General features: G+C 60.5%; 15 protein-coding genes. 12 read left to right on the top strand and 3 right to left on the bottom strand.

Annotated features, from left to right (window positions below; all coding sequences use genetic code 11):
* Positions 1–72: 72 nt before the first annotated feature.
* Positions 73–1071: an alpha/beta hydrolase family protein gene (locus J4D52_RS08065; RefSeq protein WP_063433203.1), complete on the top strand. Its 999-nt coding sequence runs from the start codon at positions 73–75 to the stop codon at positions 1069–1071.
* 65 nt (positions 1072–1136) lie between these two features.
* Here the strand turns inward: J4D52_RS08065 and J4D52_RS08060 are convergent, their stop codons facing one another.
* From J4D52_RS08060 to J4D52_RS08050, 3 genes are read right to left on the bottom strand one after another with little or no spacing between them, the layout of a single operon-like run.
* Positions 1137–1904 (bottom strand): TerB family tellurite resistance protein, encoded by a 768-nt coding sequence (locus J4D52_RS08060; RefSeq protein WP_025807366.1) that lies wholly within the window; start codon positions 1902–1904, stop codon positions 1137–1139.
* Between the two features lies 1 nt (position 1905).
* On the bottom strand, positions 1906–2580 hold the full coding sequence (murU, locus tag J4D52_RS08055) for an N-acetylmuramate alpha-1-phosphate uridylyltransferase MurU (protein WP_063433204.1): 675 nt from the start codon (positions 2578–2580) through the stop codon (positions 1906–1908).
* Entirely contained in the window at positions 2577–3602 is a 1026-nt protein-coding gene (locus tag J4D52_RS08050; RefSeq protein ID WP_025807364.1) for an aminoglycoside phosphotransferase family protein, read from the bottom strand. The genes murU and J4D52_RS08050 overlap by 4 nt, the downstream gene beginning before the upstream one ends.
* Before the next feature lie 130 nt (positions 3603–3732).
* On the opposite strand from J4D52_RS08050, the gene J4D52_RS08045 reads away from it, so the two are divergent.
* The 11 genes from J4D52_RS08045 (at position 3733) to J4D52_RS07995 (ending at position 17908) form a co-directional block, all read left to right on the top strand.
* Positions 3733–6534, top strand: a complete 2802-nt coding sequence (locus J4D52_RS08045; RefSeq protein ID WP_025807363.1) for an LPS-assembly protein LptD — start codon at positions 3733–3735, stop codon at positions 6532–6534.
* Positions 6515–7831, top strand: coding sequence for a peptidylprolyl isomerase SurA (gene surA / locus J4D52_RS08040; RefSeq protein ID WP_036998109.1), 1317 nt, complete (start codon positions 6515–6517; stop codon positions 7829–7831). Before J4D52_RS08045 ends, surA begins: the two co-directional genes overlap by 20 nt.
* Positions 7828–8817 (top strand): 4-hydroxythreonine-4-phosphate dehydrogenase PdxA, encoded by a 990-nt coding sequence (gene pdxA / locus J4D52_RS08035; RefSeq protein ID WP_025807361.1) that lies wholly within the window; start codon positions 7828–7830, stop codon positions 8815–8817. Before surA ends, pdxA begins: the two co-directional genes overlap by 4 nt.
* A complete protein-coding gene (gene rsmA / locus J4D52_RS08030; RefSeq protein WP_025807360.1) occupies positions 8814–9632 on the top strand; it encodes a 16S rRNA (adenine(1518)-N(6)/adenine(1519)-N(6))-dimethyltransferase RsmA in 819 nt (272 codons plus the stop codon). Before pdxA ends, rsmA begins: the two co-directional genes overlap by 4 nt.
* A 122-nt stretch (positions 9633–9754) precedes the next feature.
* Complete coding sequence (gene apaG, locus J4D52_RS08025) at positions 9755–10135, top strand: Co2+/Mg2+ efflux protein ApaG (RefSeq protein ID WP_025807359.1); 381 nt, start codon at positions 9755–9757, stop codon at positions 10133–10135.
* Complete coding sequence (locus J4D52_RS08020) at positions 10135–11016, top strand: symmetrical bis(5'-nucleosyl)-tetraphosphatase (protein WP_102676388.1); 882 nt, start codon at positions 10135–10137, stop codon at positions 11014–11016. Before apaG ends, J4D52_RS08020 begins: the two co-directional genes overlap by 1 nt.
* A gap of 32 nt (positions 11017–11048) precedes the next feature.
* Entirely contained in the window at positions 11049–11378 is a 330-nt protein-coding gene (gene glpE / locus J4D52_RS08015; RefSeq protein ID WP_009045885.1) for a thiosulfate sulfurtransferase GlpE, read from the top strand.
* A 294-nt stretch (positions 11379–11672) separates the two neighbouring features.
* A complete protein-coding gene (locus J4D52_RS08010; RefSeq protein ID WP_025807357.1) occupies positions 11673–13595 on the top strand; it encodes a PrkA family serine protein kinase in 1923 nt (640 codons plus the stop codon).
* Between the two features lie 188 nt (positions 13596–13783).
* Complete coding sequence (locus J4D52_RS08005; protein ID WP_102676389.1) at positions 13784–15055, top strand: YeaH/YhbH family protein; 1272 nt, start codon at positions 13784–13786, stop codon at positions 15053–15055.
* Positions 15052–16614, top strand: coding sequence for a SpoVR family protein (locus tag J4D52_RS08000; RefSeq protein WP_009051165.1), 1563 nt, complete (start codon positions 15052–15054; stop codon positions 16612–16614). The genes J4D52_RS08005 and J4D52_RS08000 overlap by 4 nt, the downstream gene beginning before the upstream one ends.
* A 64-nt stretch (positions 16615–16678) precedes the next feature.
* Entirely contained in the window at positions 16679–17908 is a 1230-nt protein-coding gene (locus J4D52_RS07995) for a multifunctional CCA addition/repair protein (RefSeq protein ID WP_102676390.1), read from the top strand.
* Positions 17909–17960 lie beyond the last annotated feature (52 nt).

The following is a 17960-nucleotide window of genomic DNA, read 5'->3' as shown; positions in this document are numbered from 1 at the left end:
GAAGTCTCACACACTGACAAATACTGACCAACCCATTAGGCTGCCGGGATTACTTCTGGCCTGGAATAACCGATGCCCCTTGTCCACCGCTCGGCACTGCCCGCATTGTGCCTGTCGCTGATCCTGCCTTGTGCCTTTTCGGTCGAGGCGGCCGATCCGCAACCCACCCCGGCAGAACAGGCTGCCGCGGAAAAACCGGCCGAACGCCAGCCGCTCCTTGAGCGTAGCCAGGAAGATGCCGCGGCCCTCGAGCGCGTCGTGCCAGCCGGCGAACAACAGTCACTGCAAGCCGGCAGCGAGAGCTTTCTGGCGCTGTGGAAACCGGCCAACACCAGCGACCCCAAGGGCGCGGTGATTATCATCCCCGGCGCAGGCGAAACCGCCGACTGGCCTCAGGCAATCGGCCCTTTACGCAACAGATTGCCGGATGCCGACTGGAGCAGCCTGAGCCTGACCTTGCCCGACCTGCAGAGCGATGCGGCGCAACCGCGCATCGTCGAGGCCGAACCTGCGCCCGCGACCGCCGACACTAGCAGCAAAGATGCCGCCACGGCAGCGCCCAAGCCAATCGAGCAGGCCGCCGGTGGCGAAGCCGAGATTGCCGATCGCGCGGTGGTAGAGAGCAGCGAAGAACAGGCCAAGGCCGACGCCGAGCGAATCTTTACCCGTATCGACGCCGCGGTGACCTACGCCCAGCAGCAGAACGCCCGCAGCATTGTGTTGCTGGGTCATGGCAGCGGCGCCTACTGGGCCACGCGCTACCTGAGCGAAAAACAGCCGCCGGAGATTCAAAAGCTGGTACTGGTGGCCGCCCAGACCCCGTCCATCGGCAAACCCGGACTGGCGGAACTGACGCCGACCCTGAAGCTGGCGACCGCCGATTTTTTCTACAAGGACAACGTGCAGGCGCGCAAGAGCGCCCTGGAACGCCTGCAGGCCAGCAAACGCCTGAAGAACGCCAACTTCACCCAGATCTCGCTCAACGCCCTGCCGGGCAACAGCACGGCTGAAAACGAGCAGTTGTTCAGACGCGTACGCGGCTGGCTGAGCCCGCAACCCTCACAAGACTGAGACCACACCCGGCCCCGCTCCTGTTTTTTTGACAGGGAGCGAGGCCGGGCGTGGGGCATTTCCCTCTATCGAAAATCCCGACGCTCGCGGATCAGTGCATAAGCGCTGTGCAGCTCACGGGTTTTCTCCGTGGCTTCACGCACCTGCAACGGGCTTGCACCGCTGCCGGCAATCTTGTCCGGGTGATGGCGACTGAGCAGGCGCCGATAAGCCCGCTTGATCTGCGAAGGTTCGCTGGTTGCGGAGACACCCAGCAGGCGCAATGCTTCCTGATAGGTGCCACTGCTATTGGCCAACGGTTTTTTGCTCGGCTCATAGTCCGCCGCCAACGCCTGTACCTGCTGCGAGGTCCAGCCCAGCCACTTGCCCCAGAGCTGGATCAGCTCGCGCTCGGCGGTGCTGGCCCGACCATCGGCCCAGACCATCCGCCAGCACGCGCGCAATACACCCTCGGCGGCATAAGGCTGCTCCGCCAGGCGTCGCAGGTAGCCCCGCAGCCGATCGTTACCCGACTTGCCCCGATTGAACGCGGCAATGGCGCGGCGCTGCGCGGCTTCGCTCATATCCAGCGAGCGCATTTCCAGGCGCGCCTGCTGGATATGCCCGTCGACCACCCGGCCATCGCTTTTCGCCAACCGCCCCAAGAGTACGAACAGCAGTTCATCGTTGCGCAGCGCCGGTCGACCGCCCAGCCGCTCACGCAACTGGGCCCAGCTATGCAGTTGCAGGCGCCGGTCCAGTGCCTGCCCTAACAACGCTCCCAGCATGGCCCCCGGGATACTGGCTATGGCAAAGCCAGCCCCGGCTCCGATCAGAGTCCCTGGCCACAACATATTAGTGACTCGCTTCTAACAAGGTTTCGACTTCCGCCAAGCGCTCATGGGTCCCGACATCGACCCAGTGTCCCTGCAAACGCTCGCCGCTGACCTGTCCATCGGCCATGGCCTTGCGCAGTAGGGGCGCCAGTTTGAATGCGCCCGGTGTACAGCCCTGGAACAGATCCGGATGCAGCACCGCAATACCACTGTAGGTCAGGGTCTGCGAACCCGGCTCGGCGTCCCGCACCCGGGCATCATCGCTGAGGATGAAATCCCCAGCGGTGTGGTGAGCCGGGTTATCCACCAGCACCAAGTGCGCCATCGCGGCCATCGGCCGGTTCAGCAGGCGAAAATCGTAATCGGTCCAGACATCGCCGTTGACCACCAGGAAGGCCTCGTCACCCAGCAATGGCAAGGCGCGGAAAATACCGCCACCGGTTTCCAGCGGCTCGCCCTCCGGCGAATAGCGGATGCTCAAGCCAAAGCGTGAGCCATCGCCCAGATGATCCTCGATCTGCTGCCCCAGCCAGGCGTGGTTGATGACGATCTCGGTAAAGCCCGCCCGGGCCAGTGCCCGCAGGTGGTACTCGATCAGCGGCACACCGGCGGCGCGGATCAATGGCTTGGGCGTGGTCAGGGTCAAGGGGCGCATCCGTTCACCCTTGCCCGCGGCCAGAATCATTGCCTTCATACACAGGCTCCGACCGGTTGCCGCAGACTGGCCAGCAGTTCGCCCAACTCCGCCAGCTCCGGCCGGCGAGCCAGGACGGCCTCTATATAAGCGAAGAAACGCGGCACGTCACCCAGGTAGCGGGGCTTGCCGTCGCGGTGGCAGATCCGCGCGAAGATCCCGATCACCTTGAGATGGCGCTGTACGCCCATCAGGTCGCTGGCGCGGAGGAAATCCTCGAAATCGGGCTGTACCGCGATCCCCAGCCGGGACGCTTGCTGCCAGTAGTCCTCCAGCCAGCTGCGCACCCGCGCTTCCGGCCAGCTGAGAAAGGCGTCCTTGAACAGGCAGGTGACGTCATAGGTCACCGGGCCGTAGACCGCGTCCTGGAAATCCAGCACGCCCGGATTGGGCTCGCTGAGCATCAGGTTGCGCGGCATATAGTCACGATGCACCAGCACCTTGGGTTGGGCCAGGGCGCTGTCGATCAACAGTTCGCTGACCCGCTGCCATTGGCCACGCTGACGCTCATTCAGCTCGACGCCCAGCTCGCGCCCCACGTACCACTCGGGGAACAGTTCCAGCTCTCGACGCAGCAAAGCGACATCATAACTGGGCAACGGCGCATCCATCGGCAACTGCTGGAAAGCCAGCAAGGTTTGCAGCGCATCCTTGAACAGGGCGTCGGCATTTTCGCCGTCGATCACGTCCAGATAGGTCTTGTTGCCCAGGTCATTGAGCAAAAGAAAGCCGCGCGGCAAATCTTCTGCATAAATTTTCGGCACATTGGTTGCGGATTTTGCCAACAGATGGGCGATATCCACGAAGGGTTTGCAGTTTTCCTGGGGCGGTGGAGCATCCATCACCACAAAGCTGCGGCCTTCGCCTTCCCAGCGGAAATACCGCCGGAAACTCGCGTCGCTGCTGGCCGCGGTCAATGTGGCCGGGGGCACGGGGCCCCAACCGTTGGAGGCATAAACAATCGACAACTGCTCATCGAGCCAAACTTTCAGGTGTTGCAAGCGTACATCTTGGTCAGGCATTGCAAGGGTCTCCGACGGCGCTAGCCGTCAAGCGGGTCATGCTTTATTATCCAGCATCTTTTTCAGACCATCGAGAGGCGTGCGGCCCACACCGCGGGCAGATGGCACGCAGGAAGCCCGGACTAATAAGATGGCATTGAAATCCCCCGCGTTTCGTAAAAAATTTCCGTTGTTGGTTACTGGCAGTCTGCTGGCCCTGCAACCCCTAGCCACTTCGTTCGTGGTCGCCGCAGAACAGTATGACTGCTCAGTCTCTGCTTCGGGCGGCTGGGACTGCGCGCCGAAAACCAGCGCTGCTCAACTGCCTCCGCGCCCCGTGCACGACGCGAGCGCGGTCAGTTCGAGCACCGCTACATCGGCCGAAGGCGGTGAAACCAGCGAAGACACCGGCGCCAAGCCGATGCTGGTTACCGAGTCCAAGGGTCGCGGCATGAAGTCTCGCAGCGAAGACTACAGTCACCTCGACTGGGTTCCGCGCGAGAAGCTCACCGCCGCCCAATTGGCCGAGACCGGTCCTTACTGCGCTGGTGCTTATATCGAACCGATTCGTCCTGGCATGAATGACAAGACGAATAAAAGTGACGCTCCGACCTTTATCGGCGCCAAGGCTTCGCGTTATCAGCAGGAGCAGCAGATCGCTACCCTGGCCGGTGACGTGGTCATGCGCCAGGGCAGCATGCAGGTCGAGGCCGACGAGGCCAACCTGTACCAGGCCGAGAACCGTGGCGAGCTGAGCGGCAACGTCCGCCTGCGCGACAACGGCGCCCTGCTGGTCGGCGATCATGCCGACGTGCAACTGGACACCGGTGAGGCCAAGGTCGACAACGCCGAATACGTGATGCACAAATCGCGCATCCGCGGTAACGCGCTGTACGCCAAACGTGCAGAGAACGCGATCATCCGCCTCAAGGATGGTACGTACACCACGTGCGAACCGAGCAGCAACGCCTGGCAGCTCAAGGGCAACAACATCACCCTGAACCCGGCGACCGGCTTCGGTACCGCGACCAACGTGACGTTGCGCGTCAAGGACATTCCGATCCTGTACACGCCGTACATCTATTTCCCGATCGACGACCGTCGCCAATCCGGCTTCCTGCCGCCGACCATCGGCAGCGGCAGCGATACCGGCTTCATGCTGGTCACCCCGTACTACTTCAACCTGGCGCCAAACTACGACGCCACGTTGTACCCGCGCTACATGAGCAAGCGCGGTATGTTGATGGAAGGCGAATTCCGCTACCTGACCAAGTCCAGCGAAGGTCAGTTCGGCGCGGCGTACCTCAACGACGACAACGACGACCGCAAGCTGCAGTCGGACTACGAAAAAACCCGCTACATGTACAACTGGCAGCACAAAGGCGGGCTCGATTCGCGGGTAATGACCGAGGTCGACTACACCAAGATCAGCGATCCGTACTACTTCCAGGATCTGCAGACTGACCAGATCGGTGTGGAAAGCCGTGATTACATCAACCAGCAGGGCGCAGTGACCTACCGCGGCGATACCTATACCGCGCGGCTCAATGCTCAAGCCTATGAACTGGCCACGGTTTCCAACATCACGCCTTACAACCGCCTGCCGCAGATCACCTTGAATGGTTTCTTGCCGCAGCATCCGGGCGGGCTGGACTTCAGATATGAAACCGAGATCGTCCGGTTTGATCGCGACCTGCAAAACGGGACGTTCTTTGATGAGAATGGCGTCGGCTCGCCGCGACTCGACCGTAACATCACAGGTTTAGCTCGCGCCAATGGCAATCGCCTGAATCTCGCACCAACCATGAGCCTTCCCCTGAACTGGACTTATGGTTTCCTGAAACCGTCCCTCAAGTATCAGTACACCCAGTACGATCTGGATCTGGACAGTATCGGCAAAAGCCAGGTGGCCAACCAAACCGCGGAACAGGATCGTCTGAACGGCACTTACAGCAGCAATCAGAACCGCGGCGTGCCGATCGCCAGTATCGACAGCGGCCTGTACTTCGACCGCAACACCCAATGGTTCGGCAAGAACTATCGTCAGACCTTGGAGCCACGCCTCTACTATCTCTACGTACCCGAGAAAGACCAGAGCGATATCCCGGTATTCGACACCAGCGAGTCCACTTTCAACTACTCGTCGCTGTTCCGTGACAACCGCTTCTCCGGCTCGGACCGTGTAGGCGACGAGAACAAGCTGTCTCTCGGCGTCACCAACCGCTGGATCGAAGAAAACGGCTTTGAACGCCAACGCATCAGCGTCGGCCAGGCCTTGTACTTCAAGGACCGCGAAGTCCAGTTGCCAGGTATCGATGCGAAAACCCGCGACGACGCGCACTCCAACGTTTCGCCTTATGCGCTGGAATACGAGTACCGCTGGAACCGCGACTGGCGCACCACTGCCGACTACAACTGGGATCCGGATACTCGCAGCCCTCGTTCCGGTAGCGCGATGTTCCACTACCAGCCGGAAGACAACCCGAACAAGGTCATCAACGCCGGTTATCGCTATCGCAACGACCTGGTTCGTTACGACCAGTCCACGGGTAAATGGTCTGTGGGCGGTGGCGACTATGGCACTCCAGGGCAACCTGGGTACGTGAAGGACTACTACAAGATCAAGCAGCACGACTTCTCGGTGATCTGGCCGATCGTGCCGCAATGGAACCTGATCAGCCGCTGGCAGTACGACTACAACCGCAACCGTACCCTCGATGCCTTCGGTGGTTTCGAATACGACAACTGCTGCTGGAAACTGCGCCTGATCAACCGTTACTGGGTCAAGTATGACGAAACCAGTCAAGACGCCCCGCAGAACGAGAAAGGCGACCATGGCATCTTCCTGCAAATCGTCCTGAAAGGACTCGGCGGCCTTACCGGCGCCAAGGTAGAGAGCTTCCTCGACAAAGGCATTCAAGGTTACCGTGAACGTGAAGACCAAGCTTTCTGATTGTCTGCGCCCGCTGATGCTGGGCGCGTTGTTCCTGGGTACTGCGGCGAGCGCCGCGGTACAACCCATCGACAAAGTGGTAGCCATCGTCGATAACGACGTGGTCATGCAGAGCCAGCTGGACCAACGGGTTCACGAAGTTCAGCAAACCATCGCCAAGCGCGGCGGAGGCATGCCTCCCGCCGAAGTCCTGAACCAGCAGGTACTGGAGCGCCTGATCGTCGAAAACCTGCAACTGCAGATCGGCGAACGTTCCGGCATCCGCATTACCGATGAAGAACTGAACCAGGCCGTCGGCACCATCGCTCAACGCAACAACATGACGCCCGATCAGTTCCGCGCCGCCCTGGCTCGTGATGGCCTGTCCTATCAGGACGCCCGTGAGCAGATTCGCCGTGAGATGATCATCAGCCGTGTGCGCCAGCGCCGTGTTGCCGAACGCATTCAGGTCTCAGAGCAGGAAGTGAAGAACTTCCTCGCCTCCGACCTGGGCAAGATGCAGCTGTCCGAAGAACTGCACCTGGCCAATATCCTGATTCCTACCCCGGAAAGCGCCAACTCCGAAGCGATTCAGAGCGCCGCGCGCCAGGCCATGGACATCTATCAGCAGCTCAAGCAAGGCGCCGACTTTGCTCAACTGGCCATCGCCCGCTCGGGCAGCGACAACGCCCTGGAAGGCGGCGACATGGGCTGGCGTAAAGCCGCTCAACTGCCCCCTCCGTTCGACCGCGAACTGAGCGCCATGGCGGTGGGTGATATCACTCAGCCAGCCCGCACTCCAGGCGGCTTCATCATCCTGAAGCTGTTGGAGAAACGTGGCGGCGGCAATCAGGTGCGTGACGAAGTGCATGTCCGTCACATCCTGATCAAGCCAAGTGAAATTCGCAGCGAAGAAGAAACCAAACGCCTGGCCCAGAAGCTCTACGAGCGCATCGAAGCCGGCGAAGATTTTGCCGAACTGGCGAAGAGCTACTCGGAAGATCCGGGTTCCGCCCTCAACGGTGGCGACCTCAGCTGGATCGACCCGAACGCCCTGGTGCCCGAGTTCCGCGACGTGATGGCCAAGACTCCGCAAGGTCAGCTGTCCAAGCCGTTCCAGAGCCCCTATGGCTGGCACGTACTGGAAGTCCTTGGCCGCCGTGCCACCGACAGCACCTCACAGGCTCGTGAACAGCAAGCGATGACTGTGCTGCGCAATCGCAAATACGACGAAGAGCTGCAAACCTGGCTGCGCCAGATTCGTGACGAAGCCTACGTCGAGATCAAGCTTCCTGGCGCTGACCAGGCGGCCCAGTGAAACCCAAGCGTTTCGCGCTCACCCCCGGCGAGCCAGCCGGCATAGGTCCCGACCTGTGCCTGTTGCTCGCCTCGCAACAGCAGCCACACCCCCTGATTGCCATCACCAGCCGCGACCTGCTTACCGAGCGGGCCGCGCAGCTGGGTGTGGCCGTCAGCCTGATTGCGGTCGGCCCCGACAACTGGCCTAACCAGCCGGCCGCCGCCGGCAGCCTCTATGTCTGGGATACCCCACTGCCGGCCAAGGTCGTCGCAGGCCAGCTGGACAAGGCCAATGCCGCGTTCGTTCTGGAAACCCTGACCCGGGCCGGCCAAGGCTGCCTGGATGGGCATTTCGACGGCATGATTACCGCCCCGGTGCACAAGGGTGTGATCAACGAGTCCGGCATCGCCTTTTCCGGCCATACCGAGTTTCTCGCCGACCTGACACACACCGAACAGGTAGTAATGATGCTGGCCACCCATGGCCTGCGCGTGGCCCTGGTGACCACTCACCTGCCCCTGCGGGACATTGCCGACGCCATTACCCCGGAGCGCCTGGAGCGGGTTACACGCATTCTGCATGCGGACCTGCGCAACAAATTCGGCATCGCCCAGCCACGCATCCTGGTCTGTGGGCTCAACCCACATGCCGGCGAAGGCGGACATCTGGGCCATGAAGAAATCGATATCATCGAACCCACCCTGGAGCGTCTGCGCAACGAAGGCATGGACCTGCGCGGCCCGCTGCCCGCCGACACTCTGTTTACCCCCAAATATCTGGAGCACTGCGACGCAGTGCTGGCGATGTACCATGACCAAGGGCTGCCCGTGCTGAAATACAAAGGCTTCGGCGCCGCGGTCAACGTGACGCTGGGCCTGCCGATCATCCGCACCTCGGTCGACCATGGCACCGCCCTGGATCTGGCCGGCAGCGGCAAGATCGATACCGGCAGCCTGAAAGTCGCCCTGGAAACCGCCTACCAGATGGCCGAGACCCGTTTATGACCGAGCAATACCAACACCGGGCGCGCAAGCGCTTCGGCCAGAACTTCCTGCATGACGCCGGCGTGATCGACCGCATCCTACGCTCCATCAATGCCAAGTCCGGCGACCGCATGCTGGAAATCGGCCCGGGCCAGGGCGCCTTGACCGAGGGCCTGCTCAACAGCGGCGCCCAACTGGATGTGGTCGAGCTGGACAAGGACCTGGTGCCGATCCTCAACCAGCAGTTTGCTGGCCGGGACAATTTCAGCCTGCACCAGGGCGACGCCCTGAAGTTCGACTTCAACAGCCTGAATGCCGAACCCGGCAGCCTGCGCGTGGTCGGCAACCTGCCCTACAACATCTCCACCCCGCTGATCTTTCATCTGCTGCAGAACGCCGGGCTGATCCGCGACATGCACTTCATGCTGCAGAAAGAAGTGGTCGAGCGCCTCGCCGCGGGCCCGGGCGGTGGTGACTGGGGCCGTCTGTCGATCATGGTCCAGTACCACTGCCGCGTGGAACATCTGTTCAACGTCGGCCCTGGCGCCTTCAATCCGCCACCGAAAGTCGATTCGGCGATCGTCCGCCTGGTGCCACATGCGGTACTGCCGCATCCGGCCAAGGATCATCGCCTGCTGGAACGCATCGTCCGCGAAGCCTTCAACCAGCGCCGCAAGACCCTGCGCAATACCCTCAAGGCCCTGCTCTCCAGCGCCGAGATCGAAGCCGCCGGCGTCGACGGCAGCCTGCGTCCGGAGCAACTGGACCTGGCAGCCTTCGTTCGCCTGGCCGACAAGCTCAGTGAACAAGCCGCGGATACTGCCAGCGCCAGCTGACACACCACCAGCGTTATCGGGTAAGACGCCAGGCTCCATGTCTGGTTTACTACCCGATACTTGGCCTAGACTGACCTCCATCAGCTTTGTCCCGCGTCCCGCTTCGTTTTAAGGCCCCTTGCATGTCCGATCCTCGCTACCAGATCGACGTCAGCGTCGTCACCCGCTTTCTCCCGGAACAGTCGCAACCCGAGCAGAACCGCTTTGCCTTCGCCTATACCATCACCGTACAGAACAATGGCCTGCTGCCCGCCAAACTGCTCTCTCGGCACTGGGTGATCACCGATGGCGACGGGCATGTCGAGGAAGTTCGCGGTGCCGGCGTCGTCGGCCAACAGCCGCTGATCGCCGTGGGCAAAAGCCACACCTACAGCAGTGGCACGGTCATGACCACACGCGTCGGCAACATGCAGGGCAGCTATCAGATGCTCGCCGAAGACGGCAAACACTTCGACGCCATCATCGCCCCCTTCCGCCTGGCCGTGCCCGGAGCCCTGCACTGATGACGACTTACGCCGTCGGCGACCTGCAAGGCTGCCTGGGGCCTTTGCAGTGTCTGCTTGAAAAGGTCTCTTTCGACCCGACCAAGGATCGCCTGTGGCTGGTCGGCGACCTGGTCAACCGCGGCCCGCAGTCCCTGGAAACCCTGCGCTTTCTTTATGCCATGCGCGATTCCCTGGTGTGCGTGCTGGGCAATCATGACCTGCACCTGTTGGCCGCCTGGCGCAACATCGAGCGGCTGAAGAAAGCCGATACCCTGAACGAGATCCTCAATGCGCCGGATTGCGAGGAGCTGCTCCAGTGGCTGCGCCAGCAAAAGCTGATGCACTATGACGAACAGCGCAACGTTGCCCTGGTGCACGCGGGGATACCGCCACAGTGGTCGCTGAAAAAGGCCATCAAGTGCGCCACCGAAGTCGAAGAGGCGCTGCGTGACGACAACCGCTTCGAGCCCTATCTGGACGGTATGTACGGCAACGATCCAACAAAATGGGACGGCGAGCTCAAAGGCGTGACCCGTCTGCGGGTGATCACCAACTATTTCACCCGCATGCGTTTCTGCACCAGCGATGGCAAGCTCGACCTCAAGAGCAAGGAAGGGCCGGACACTGCTCCACCAGGTTATGCCCCCTGGTTCGAGCACAAGGAACGCAAGACCCGGGACGTTAAAATCATCTTCGGTCACTGGGCCGCCCTCGAAGGCAACTGCAACGAGCCCGGCGTATTCGCCCTCGACACCGGCTGCGTCTGGGGCGGCGCCCTGACCTTGCTGAACGTCGACACCGGCCAACGCCTCGAGTGTGAATGCGACGCCCACGGCCACATCAAACCCCAGGCCAATCAACCTTCCCCTGAACCCATGCCAATCACCGCCAAGCGCTAGACGGCGCTTGCCACCAGGCCCAGGAGCCCGCCATGAGCGAATTCAAACGCATCCCCCCAGAACAGGCCCAGGCACTGCGCGAGCAAGGCGCCGTGGTGGTCGACATCCGCGATCCGCAGACCTTTGCCTTGAACCACATCAGCGGTTCACTGCATCTGGACAACCACTCCATCTCCGACTTCATCCGCAATGCCGATCTCGACGCCCCGCTGGTGGTTGTCTGCTATCACGGCAACTCCAGCCAGAGCGCGGCGGCCTACCTGATCAGCCAGGGCTTTTCCGACGTCTACAGCCTGGACGGTGGCTTCGAACTGTGGCGGACCACCTACCCTGCGGAAATTGCCCAGGGCAGCGCCGAATAATTTTTCTGCGCTCCAGCCCGCGTCATTCGCGGGCTGGAGCCACGACCGACGAACGGTCACTTGAACAAATTGTGTATTCCACCTTTACCTCCCCGATTCCGAACTATCCTTAGCCTCAGGCCATCCAATCAGGGGAGAGCCGGTACACCGGCGTGCGGGTCATCGGTACTAGCTTTCAAGGTCGATAGCTTTGAAAGTGTTCTGGGGGGTAAACATCGGCCGGACTCCCGGCTGCATGCCAGCACTTGACTGACTGATCCGGCGTCGGCTCCACGTATCGAGCGAGGTGACGTCATGAGTATTTTTAGCCACTTCCAACAACGCTTCGAATCCACACGCCAGGAAGAGTTCTCGCTACAGGAGTACCTGGAGCTCTGCAAAAAGGACCGCAGCGCCTACGCGTCGGCCGCCGAGCGCCTGCTTCTGGCTATCGGCGAACCGGAGCTGCTGGACACGTCGACCAATTCGAGACTGTCACGGATCTTCTCCAACAAAGTGATCCGTCGCTATCCGGCCTTTGAAGACTTCCATGGAATGGAAGAATGCATCGACCAGATCGTCTCCTATTTCCGCCATGCCGCTCAGGGCCTGGAAGAGAAGAAACAGATCCTCTACCTCCTCGGCCCCGTCGGTGGCGGTAAATCATCCCTGGCCGAGAAACTCAAACAACTGATCGAGAAGGTGCCCTTCTACGCCATCAAGGGTTCCCCGGTATTCGAATCGCCTCTTGGGTTGTTCAACGCCACGGAAGATGGCGCGATCCTCGAAGAAGACTTCGGTATTCCACGGCGCTACCTGAACACCATCATGTCGCCCTGGGCCACCAAGCGCCTGTCCGAGTTCGGTGGCGACATCAGCCAGTTCCGGGTGGTCAAGCTCTACCCCTCGATCCTCAACCAGATCGCCGTCGCCAAGACCGAACCGGGGGACGAGAACAACCAGGACATTTCCGCACTGGTGGGCAAGGTCGATATTCGCAAGCTGGAAGAATTCCCGCAGAACGACGCCGATGCCTACAGCTACTCGGGCGCACTGTGCCGGGCCAACCAGGGCCTGATGGAGTTCGTCGAAATGTTCAAGGCACCGATCAAGGTGCTGCACCCATTGCTGACGGCCACCCAGGAAGGCAACTACAACAGTACCGAGGGTCTGGGCGCGATCCCCTTCACCGGCATCCTGCTGGCCCACTCCAACGAATCGGAATGGCACACCTTCCGTAACAACAAGAACAACGAAGCCTTCATCGACCGGATCTACATCGTCAAGGTCCCGTACTGCCTACGGGTCAGCGACGAAGTCAAAATCTACGACAAACTGCTGTTCAACAGCTCCCTGTCCAGGGCGCATTGCGCTCCCGACACCCTGAAAATGCTCGCTCAGTTCACCGTGCTCTCACGCCTCAAAGAGCCGGAGAACTCGAACATCTACTCGAAAATGCGCGTCTACGACGGCGAGAACCTCAAGGACACCGATCCGAAAGCCAAGTCGATCCAGGAGTACCGCGACGCCGCCGGCGTGGATGAAGGCATGAATGGTCTGTCGACCCGCTTCGCCTTCAAGATCCTGTCGAAAGTCTTCAACTTCGATCCCCACGAGATCGCGGCCAACCCGGTGCACCTGCTCTACGTGCTTGAACAACAGATCGAACAGGAGCAATTCCAGGCGGAAACCCGCGAACGTTACCTGCGCTTCCTGAAGGAATACCTGGCTCCGCGCTATATCGAGTTCATCGGCAAGGAAATCCAGACCGCGTACCTGGAGTCCTACAGCGAATACGGCCAGAACATCTTCGACCGCTATGTGCTGTATGCGGACTTCTGGATTCAGGATCAGGAATACCGTGATCCGGAAACCGGCGAGATCCTCAATCGGGTCGCGCTCAACGAAGAACTGGAGAAAATCGAGAAACCGGCCGGCATCAGCAATCCGAAGGACTTCCGCAACGAGATCGTCAATTTCGTGCTGCGAGCCCGAGCCAACAACAACGGCAAGAACCCGACCTGGCTCAGCTACGAAAAACTGCGGGTGGTCATCGAGAAGAAAATGTTCTCCAACACCGAGGACCTGCTCCCGGTCATCAGCTTCAACGCCAAGGCCAGCAAAGAGGATCAACAGAAACACAACGACTTCGTTACCCGAATGGTCGAGCGCGGCTATACCGACAAACAGGTACGACTGCTGTCCGAGTGGTATCTGCGGGTCAGAAAATCGCAGTAACCCGCCGGTTGCACCGGTTGTCGTTAGCCAGGAGCCTGTCTCAGCGTTTTCTGCTACACAGGCTTCAGGAAGCGCGTTTGAACGTTCGCAGCGAGGCTCGGGCAGAGTACCGGCGGCAAGACACCTTACCGCCCCCTCTCCCCGTCCGGGCCGCTTGCGAGCTTCAAGACCGCTTCTAAGGAGCAGTCATGAGTTATGTGATCGACCGACGTCTCAATGGCAAGAACAAGAGCACGGTAAACCGTCAGCGGTTTCTGCGGCGCTATCGTGACCACATCAAGAAGGCCGTCGAAGAGGCGGTCAGCCGCCGTTCCATCACTGACATGGAGCATGGCGAACAAATCAGCATCCCAGGCCGGGATATCGATGAACCGGTGCTCCATCATGGGCGCGGCGGAAAACAGACCGTGGTGCACCCGGGAAACAAGGAGTTCACGGCCGGCGAGCACATCGCACGCCCTCAAGGCGGGGGTGGCGGAGGCGGCCGGGGCAAAGCCGGCAACTCCGGCGAAGGCATGGACGAGTTCGTTTTCCAGATCACCCAGGAGGAATTCCTCGAGTTCATGTTCGAGGACCTGGAACTGCCGAACCTGGTCAAACGTAACCTGACCGGGACCGACACCTTCAAGACCGTCCGGGCAGGGATCAGCAACGAAGGCAATCCTTCTCGCATCAATATCATTCGGACCCTGCGCTCGGCCCACGCCCGACGCATCGCCCTGTCCGGCAGCAGCCGGGCGAAGCTGCGCGAAGTCAAAGAGGAACTTGAACGCCTGAAACGCGAAGAACCGGACAACTTCGGCGATATTCAGGAAATGGAAACGGAAATCGAGCGTCTCAGCGCCCGCATCCATCGGGTGCCGTTCCTCGACACCTTCGACCTCAAGTACAACCTGCTGATCAAACAGCCCAACCCCAGCTCCAAGGCTGTGATGTTCTGCCTGATGGACGTTTCCGGCTCCATGACCCAGGCAACCAAGGACATCGCCAAGCGTTTCTTCATCCTTCTGTACCTGTTTCTCAAGCGCAACTACGACAAGATCGACGTGGTGTTCATCCGCCATCACACCAGCGCGCGTGAAGTGGACGAGGAGGAGTTCTTCTACTCCCGGGAAACCGGCGGCACCATTGTCTCCAGTGCCTTGAAGCTGATGCAGGAGATCATGGCCGAGCGTTATCCGAGCAACGAGTGGAACATCTACGCCGCCCAGGCTTCCGACGGCGACAACTGGAACGACGACTCGCCGATCTGCCGCGACATCCTGATCAACCAGATCATGCCGTTCGTGCAGTACTACACTTACGTGGAGATTACCCCGCGCGAACATCAGGCCCTGTGGTTCGAATACGAGCGCATTGCCGAAGCCTTTTCCGATACTTTCGCCCAGCAGCAACTGGTCTCGGCCGGAGATATCTATCCGGTCTTCCGTGAACTCTTCCAGCGCAGGTTAGTGACATGACCGCCAGAGAGCAGAAACGCCAGCCTATCTCCACCGGTTCGGAATGGACGTTCGAGCTGATCCAGGCCTACGACCGCGAAATCAGCCGTATCGCGGCGCGCTACGCCCTGGATACCTATCCCAACCAGATCGAAGTGATTACCGCCGAGCAGATGATGGATGCCTACGCCTCTGTCGGCATGCCCCTGGGCTATCACCACTGGTCCTACGGCAAGCACTTCCTCAGCACCGAAAAGTCCTATAGCCGCGGCCAGATGGGGCTGGCCTACGAAATCGTGATCAACTCGGACCCCTGCATCGCCTACCTGATGGAAGAAAACACCATCTGCATGCAGGCGCTGGTGGTGGCCCATGCCTGCTATGGCCATAACAGCTTTTTCAAGGGCAACTATCTGTTCCGCACCTGGACGGATGCCAGTTCGATCATCGACTACCTGGTGTTCGCCAAGCAGTACATCATGCAGTGCGAAGAGCGTCACGGCATCGATGCCGTGGAAGACCTGCTGGACTCTTGCCATGCCCTGATGAACTACGGAGTGGACCGCTACAAACGTCCTTACCCGATTTCCGCAGAAGAAGAACGGCGCCGGCAAAAGGACCGGGAAGAACACCTGCAGAAACAGATCAACGACCTGTGGCGCACCATTCCCAAAGGCACCGACAAGTTCAGCGACAAGGACAATGCACGCTTCCCCGCCGAACCTCAGGAAAACATCCTGTATTTCATCGAGAAACACGCGCCGCTGCTGGAGCCGTGGCAGCGCGAAATCGTGCGGATCGTGCGCAAGATCGCCCAGTACTTCTATCCACAACGCCAGACCCAGGTGATGAACGAAGGCTGGGCAACGTTCTGGCACTACACCCTGATGAACGACCTGTATGACGAAGGCCTGGTGACCGATGGCTTCATGATGGAATTCCTCGCCTCCCACACCAGCGTGGTCTTTCAGCCCGGCTTCGACAGCCCCTACTACAACGGCATCAACCCCTACACCCTGGGCTTCGCCATGTACCGCGATATTCGGCGCATCTGCGAAGAACCGACCGAAGAGGACCGTCGCTGGTTCCCGGAACTGGCCGGGACCGACTGGCTTTCCAGCATCAAGTTCGCCATGAGCAGCTTCAAGGACGAGAGTTTCATCCTGCAGTACCTGTCGCCCAAGGTCATCCGCGACCTCAAGCTGTTCAGCATCCTGGACGACGACCAGAAAGACGACTTGCTGGTACCGGCCATTCATGACGAAAGCGGCTATCGGATCATCCGCGAAACCCTCGCCGCGCAGTACAACCTGGGCAACCGCGAGCCTAACGTGCAGATCTGGAGCATCGACAGACGGGGCGACCGCTCGCTGACCCTGCGCCACCAACAGCACGACCGCAAACCATTGGGCGACTCCACCGACGAGGTCCTCAAGCACCTGCACCGGCTGTGGGGGTTCGACATCCACCTGGAAACCCTGCAGGGCGACCAGGTGATGAAAACCCATCACGTACCGCCAAGAAGCGATCACAACGAAGGGGACTACGGCCGCCTGGACCTGGCCGTCATCCATCTCTGAGCGCATGACAAACCTCCGAAAGCTCGGCGCAAAGGTTATTCTGTCGGGCTAACGGAGGTTTTTTATGCAGATCTACAAGGTCGGCGGTGCAGTACGCGATCGCCTGCTGGGCAAACCGGTAACCGACATCGACTGGGTGGTAGTCGGTGCCACGGCCGAAGAAATGCTCGCCAAGGGTTTTCGCCCGGTGGGCTCGGACTTTCCAGTCTTTCTTCACCCCAAGAGCGGCGAGGAATACGCCCTGGCCCGCACCGAACGCAAGAGCGGCCGGGGTTATGGCGGCTTCACCTTTCACGCCAGCCCCGAGGTTACCCTCGAAGAAGACCTGATCCGCCGCGACCTGACGATCAATGCCATGGCTGAAGACGACCACGGCGTTCTGACGGATCCGTATCACGGCCAGCAGGATCTGGAAAACCGCCTGCTGCGCCATGTTTCCCCGGCATTCGCCGAAGATCCCCTACGCGTCTTGCGCGTTGCCCGCTTTGCTGCCCGCTACGCTGGGCTCGGTTTTCAGGTGGCGCCTGACACCCTCGAATTGATGCGCCAGCTCAGCGAATCAGGCGAACTGGAAGCCCTGACTCCGGAACGCAGCTGGAAGGAAATCTCCCGCGCACTGATGGAAGATCACCCCCAAGTGTTCATCCAGGTGCTGCGCGACTGTGGAGCACTCAAGGTCCTGCTGCCTGAAGTGGAGGTGCTGTTCGGCGTTCCGCAACCCGCCGCCCATCACCCGGAGATCGACAGCGGTGTGCATACACTGAGCGTTCTCGAGCAGGCGGCACTGCACAAGCAGCCATTGAGCGTGCGCTGGGCGTGCTTGTTGCACGACCTGGGCAAGGGCCTGACACCGCAAAGTGAATGGCCACAACACATTGCACACGAGCACAAGGGCCTGAAGCTGATCAAGCAGGTCAATGAGCGCTTCAAGGCGCCACGCGACTGCCAGGAACTGGCGCTGCTGGTGGGCCAGTACCACACCCACGGCCATCGCGCCCTTGAACTGAAACCTTCGACATTGGCAGAGCTGCTGCAAAGCTTTGACGTGTACCGTCGACCGCAGCGTTTCGAGGAGTTTATCGCCGCCTGTGAAATGGATGCCCGCGGCCGTCTTGGACTGGAGGAGCGCGCCTATCCCCAGGCGAACTATCTGCGCGGTGCGGCTACCGCGGCGCGAACGGTCGCGGTACAGCCGCTGCTGGAACAGGGATTCAAGGGGCCGGAGCTGGGAGAGGCGCTGAAACGGGAGCGATTGAAGGCGCTGAAGGCCTACAAGGAACAGCGCTTGCAGTAAGGAACGTCACGAGCAAGCTCCTCCGTAGGAGTCAGCTTGCTCGCAAGCCGAT

This window comes from Pseudomonas sp. GW460-12-10-14-TSB1 (assembly GCF_017349775.1).
GTDB classification, from domain to species: Bacteria; Pseudomonadota; Gammaproteobacteria; order Pseudomonadales; family Pseudomonadaceae; genus Aquipseudomonas; species Aquipseudomonas piscium.
This window is presented reverse-complemented; position numbering and strand designations above follow the sequence as displayed.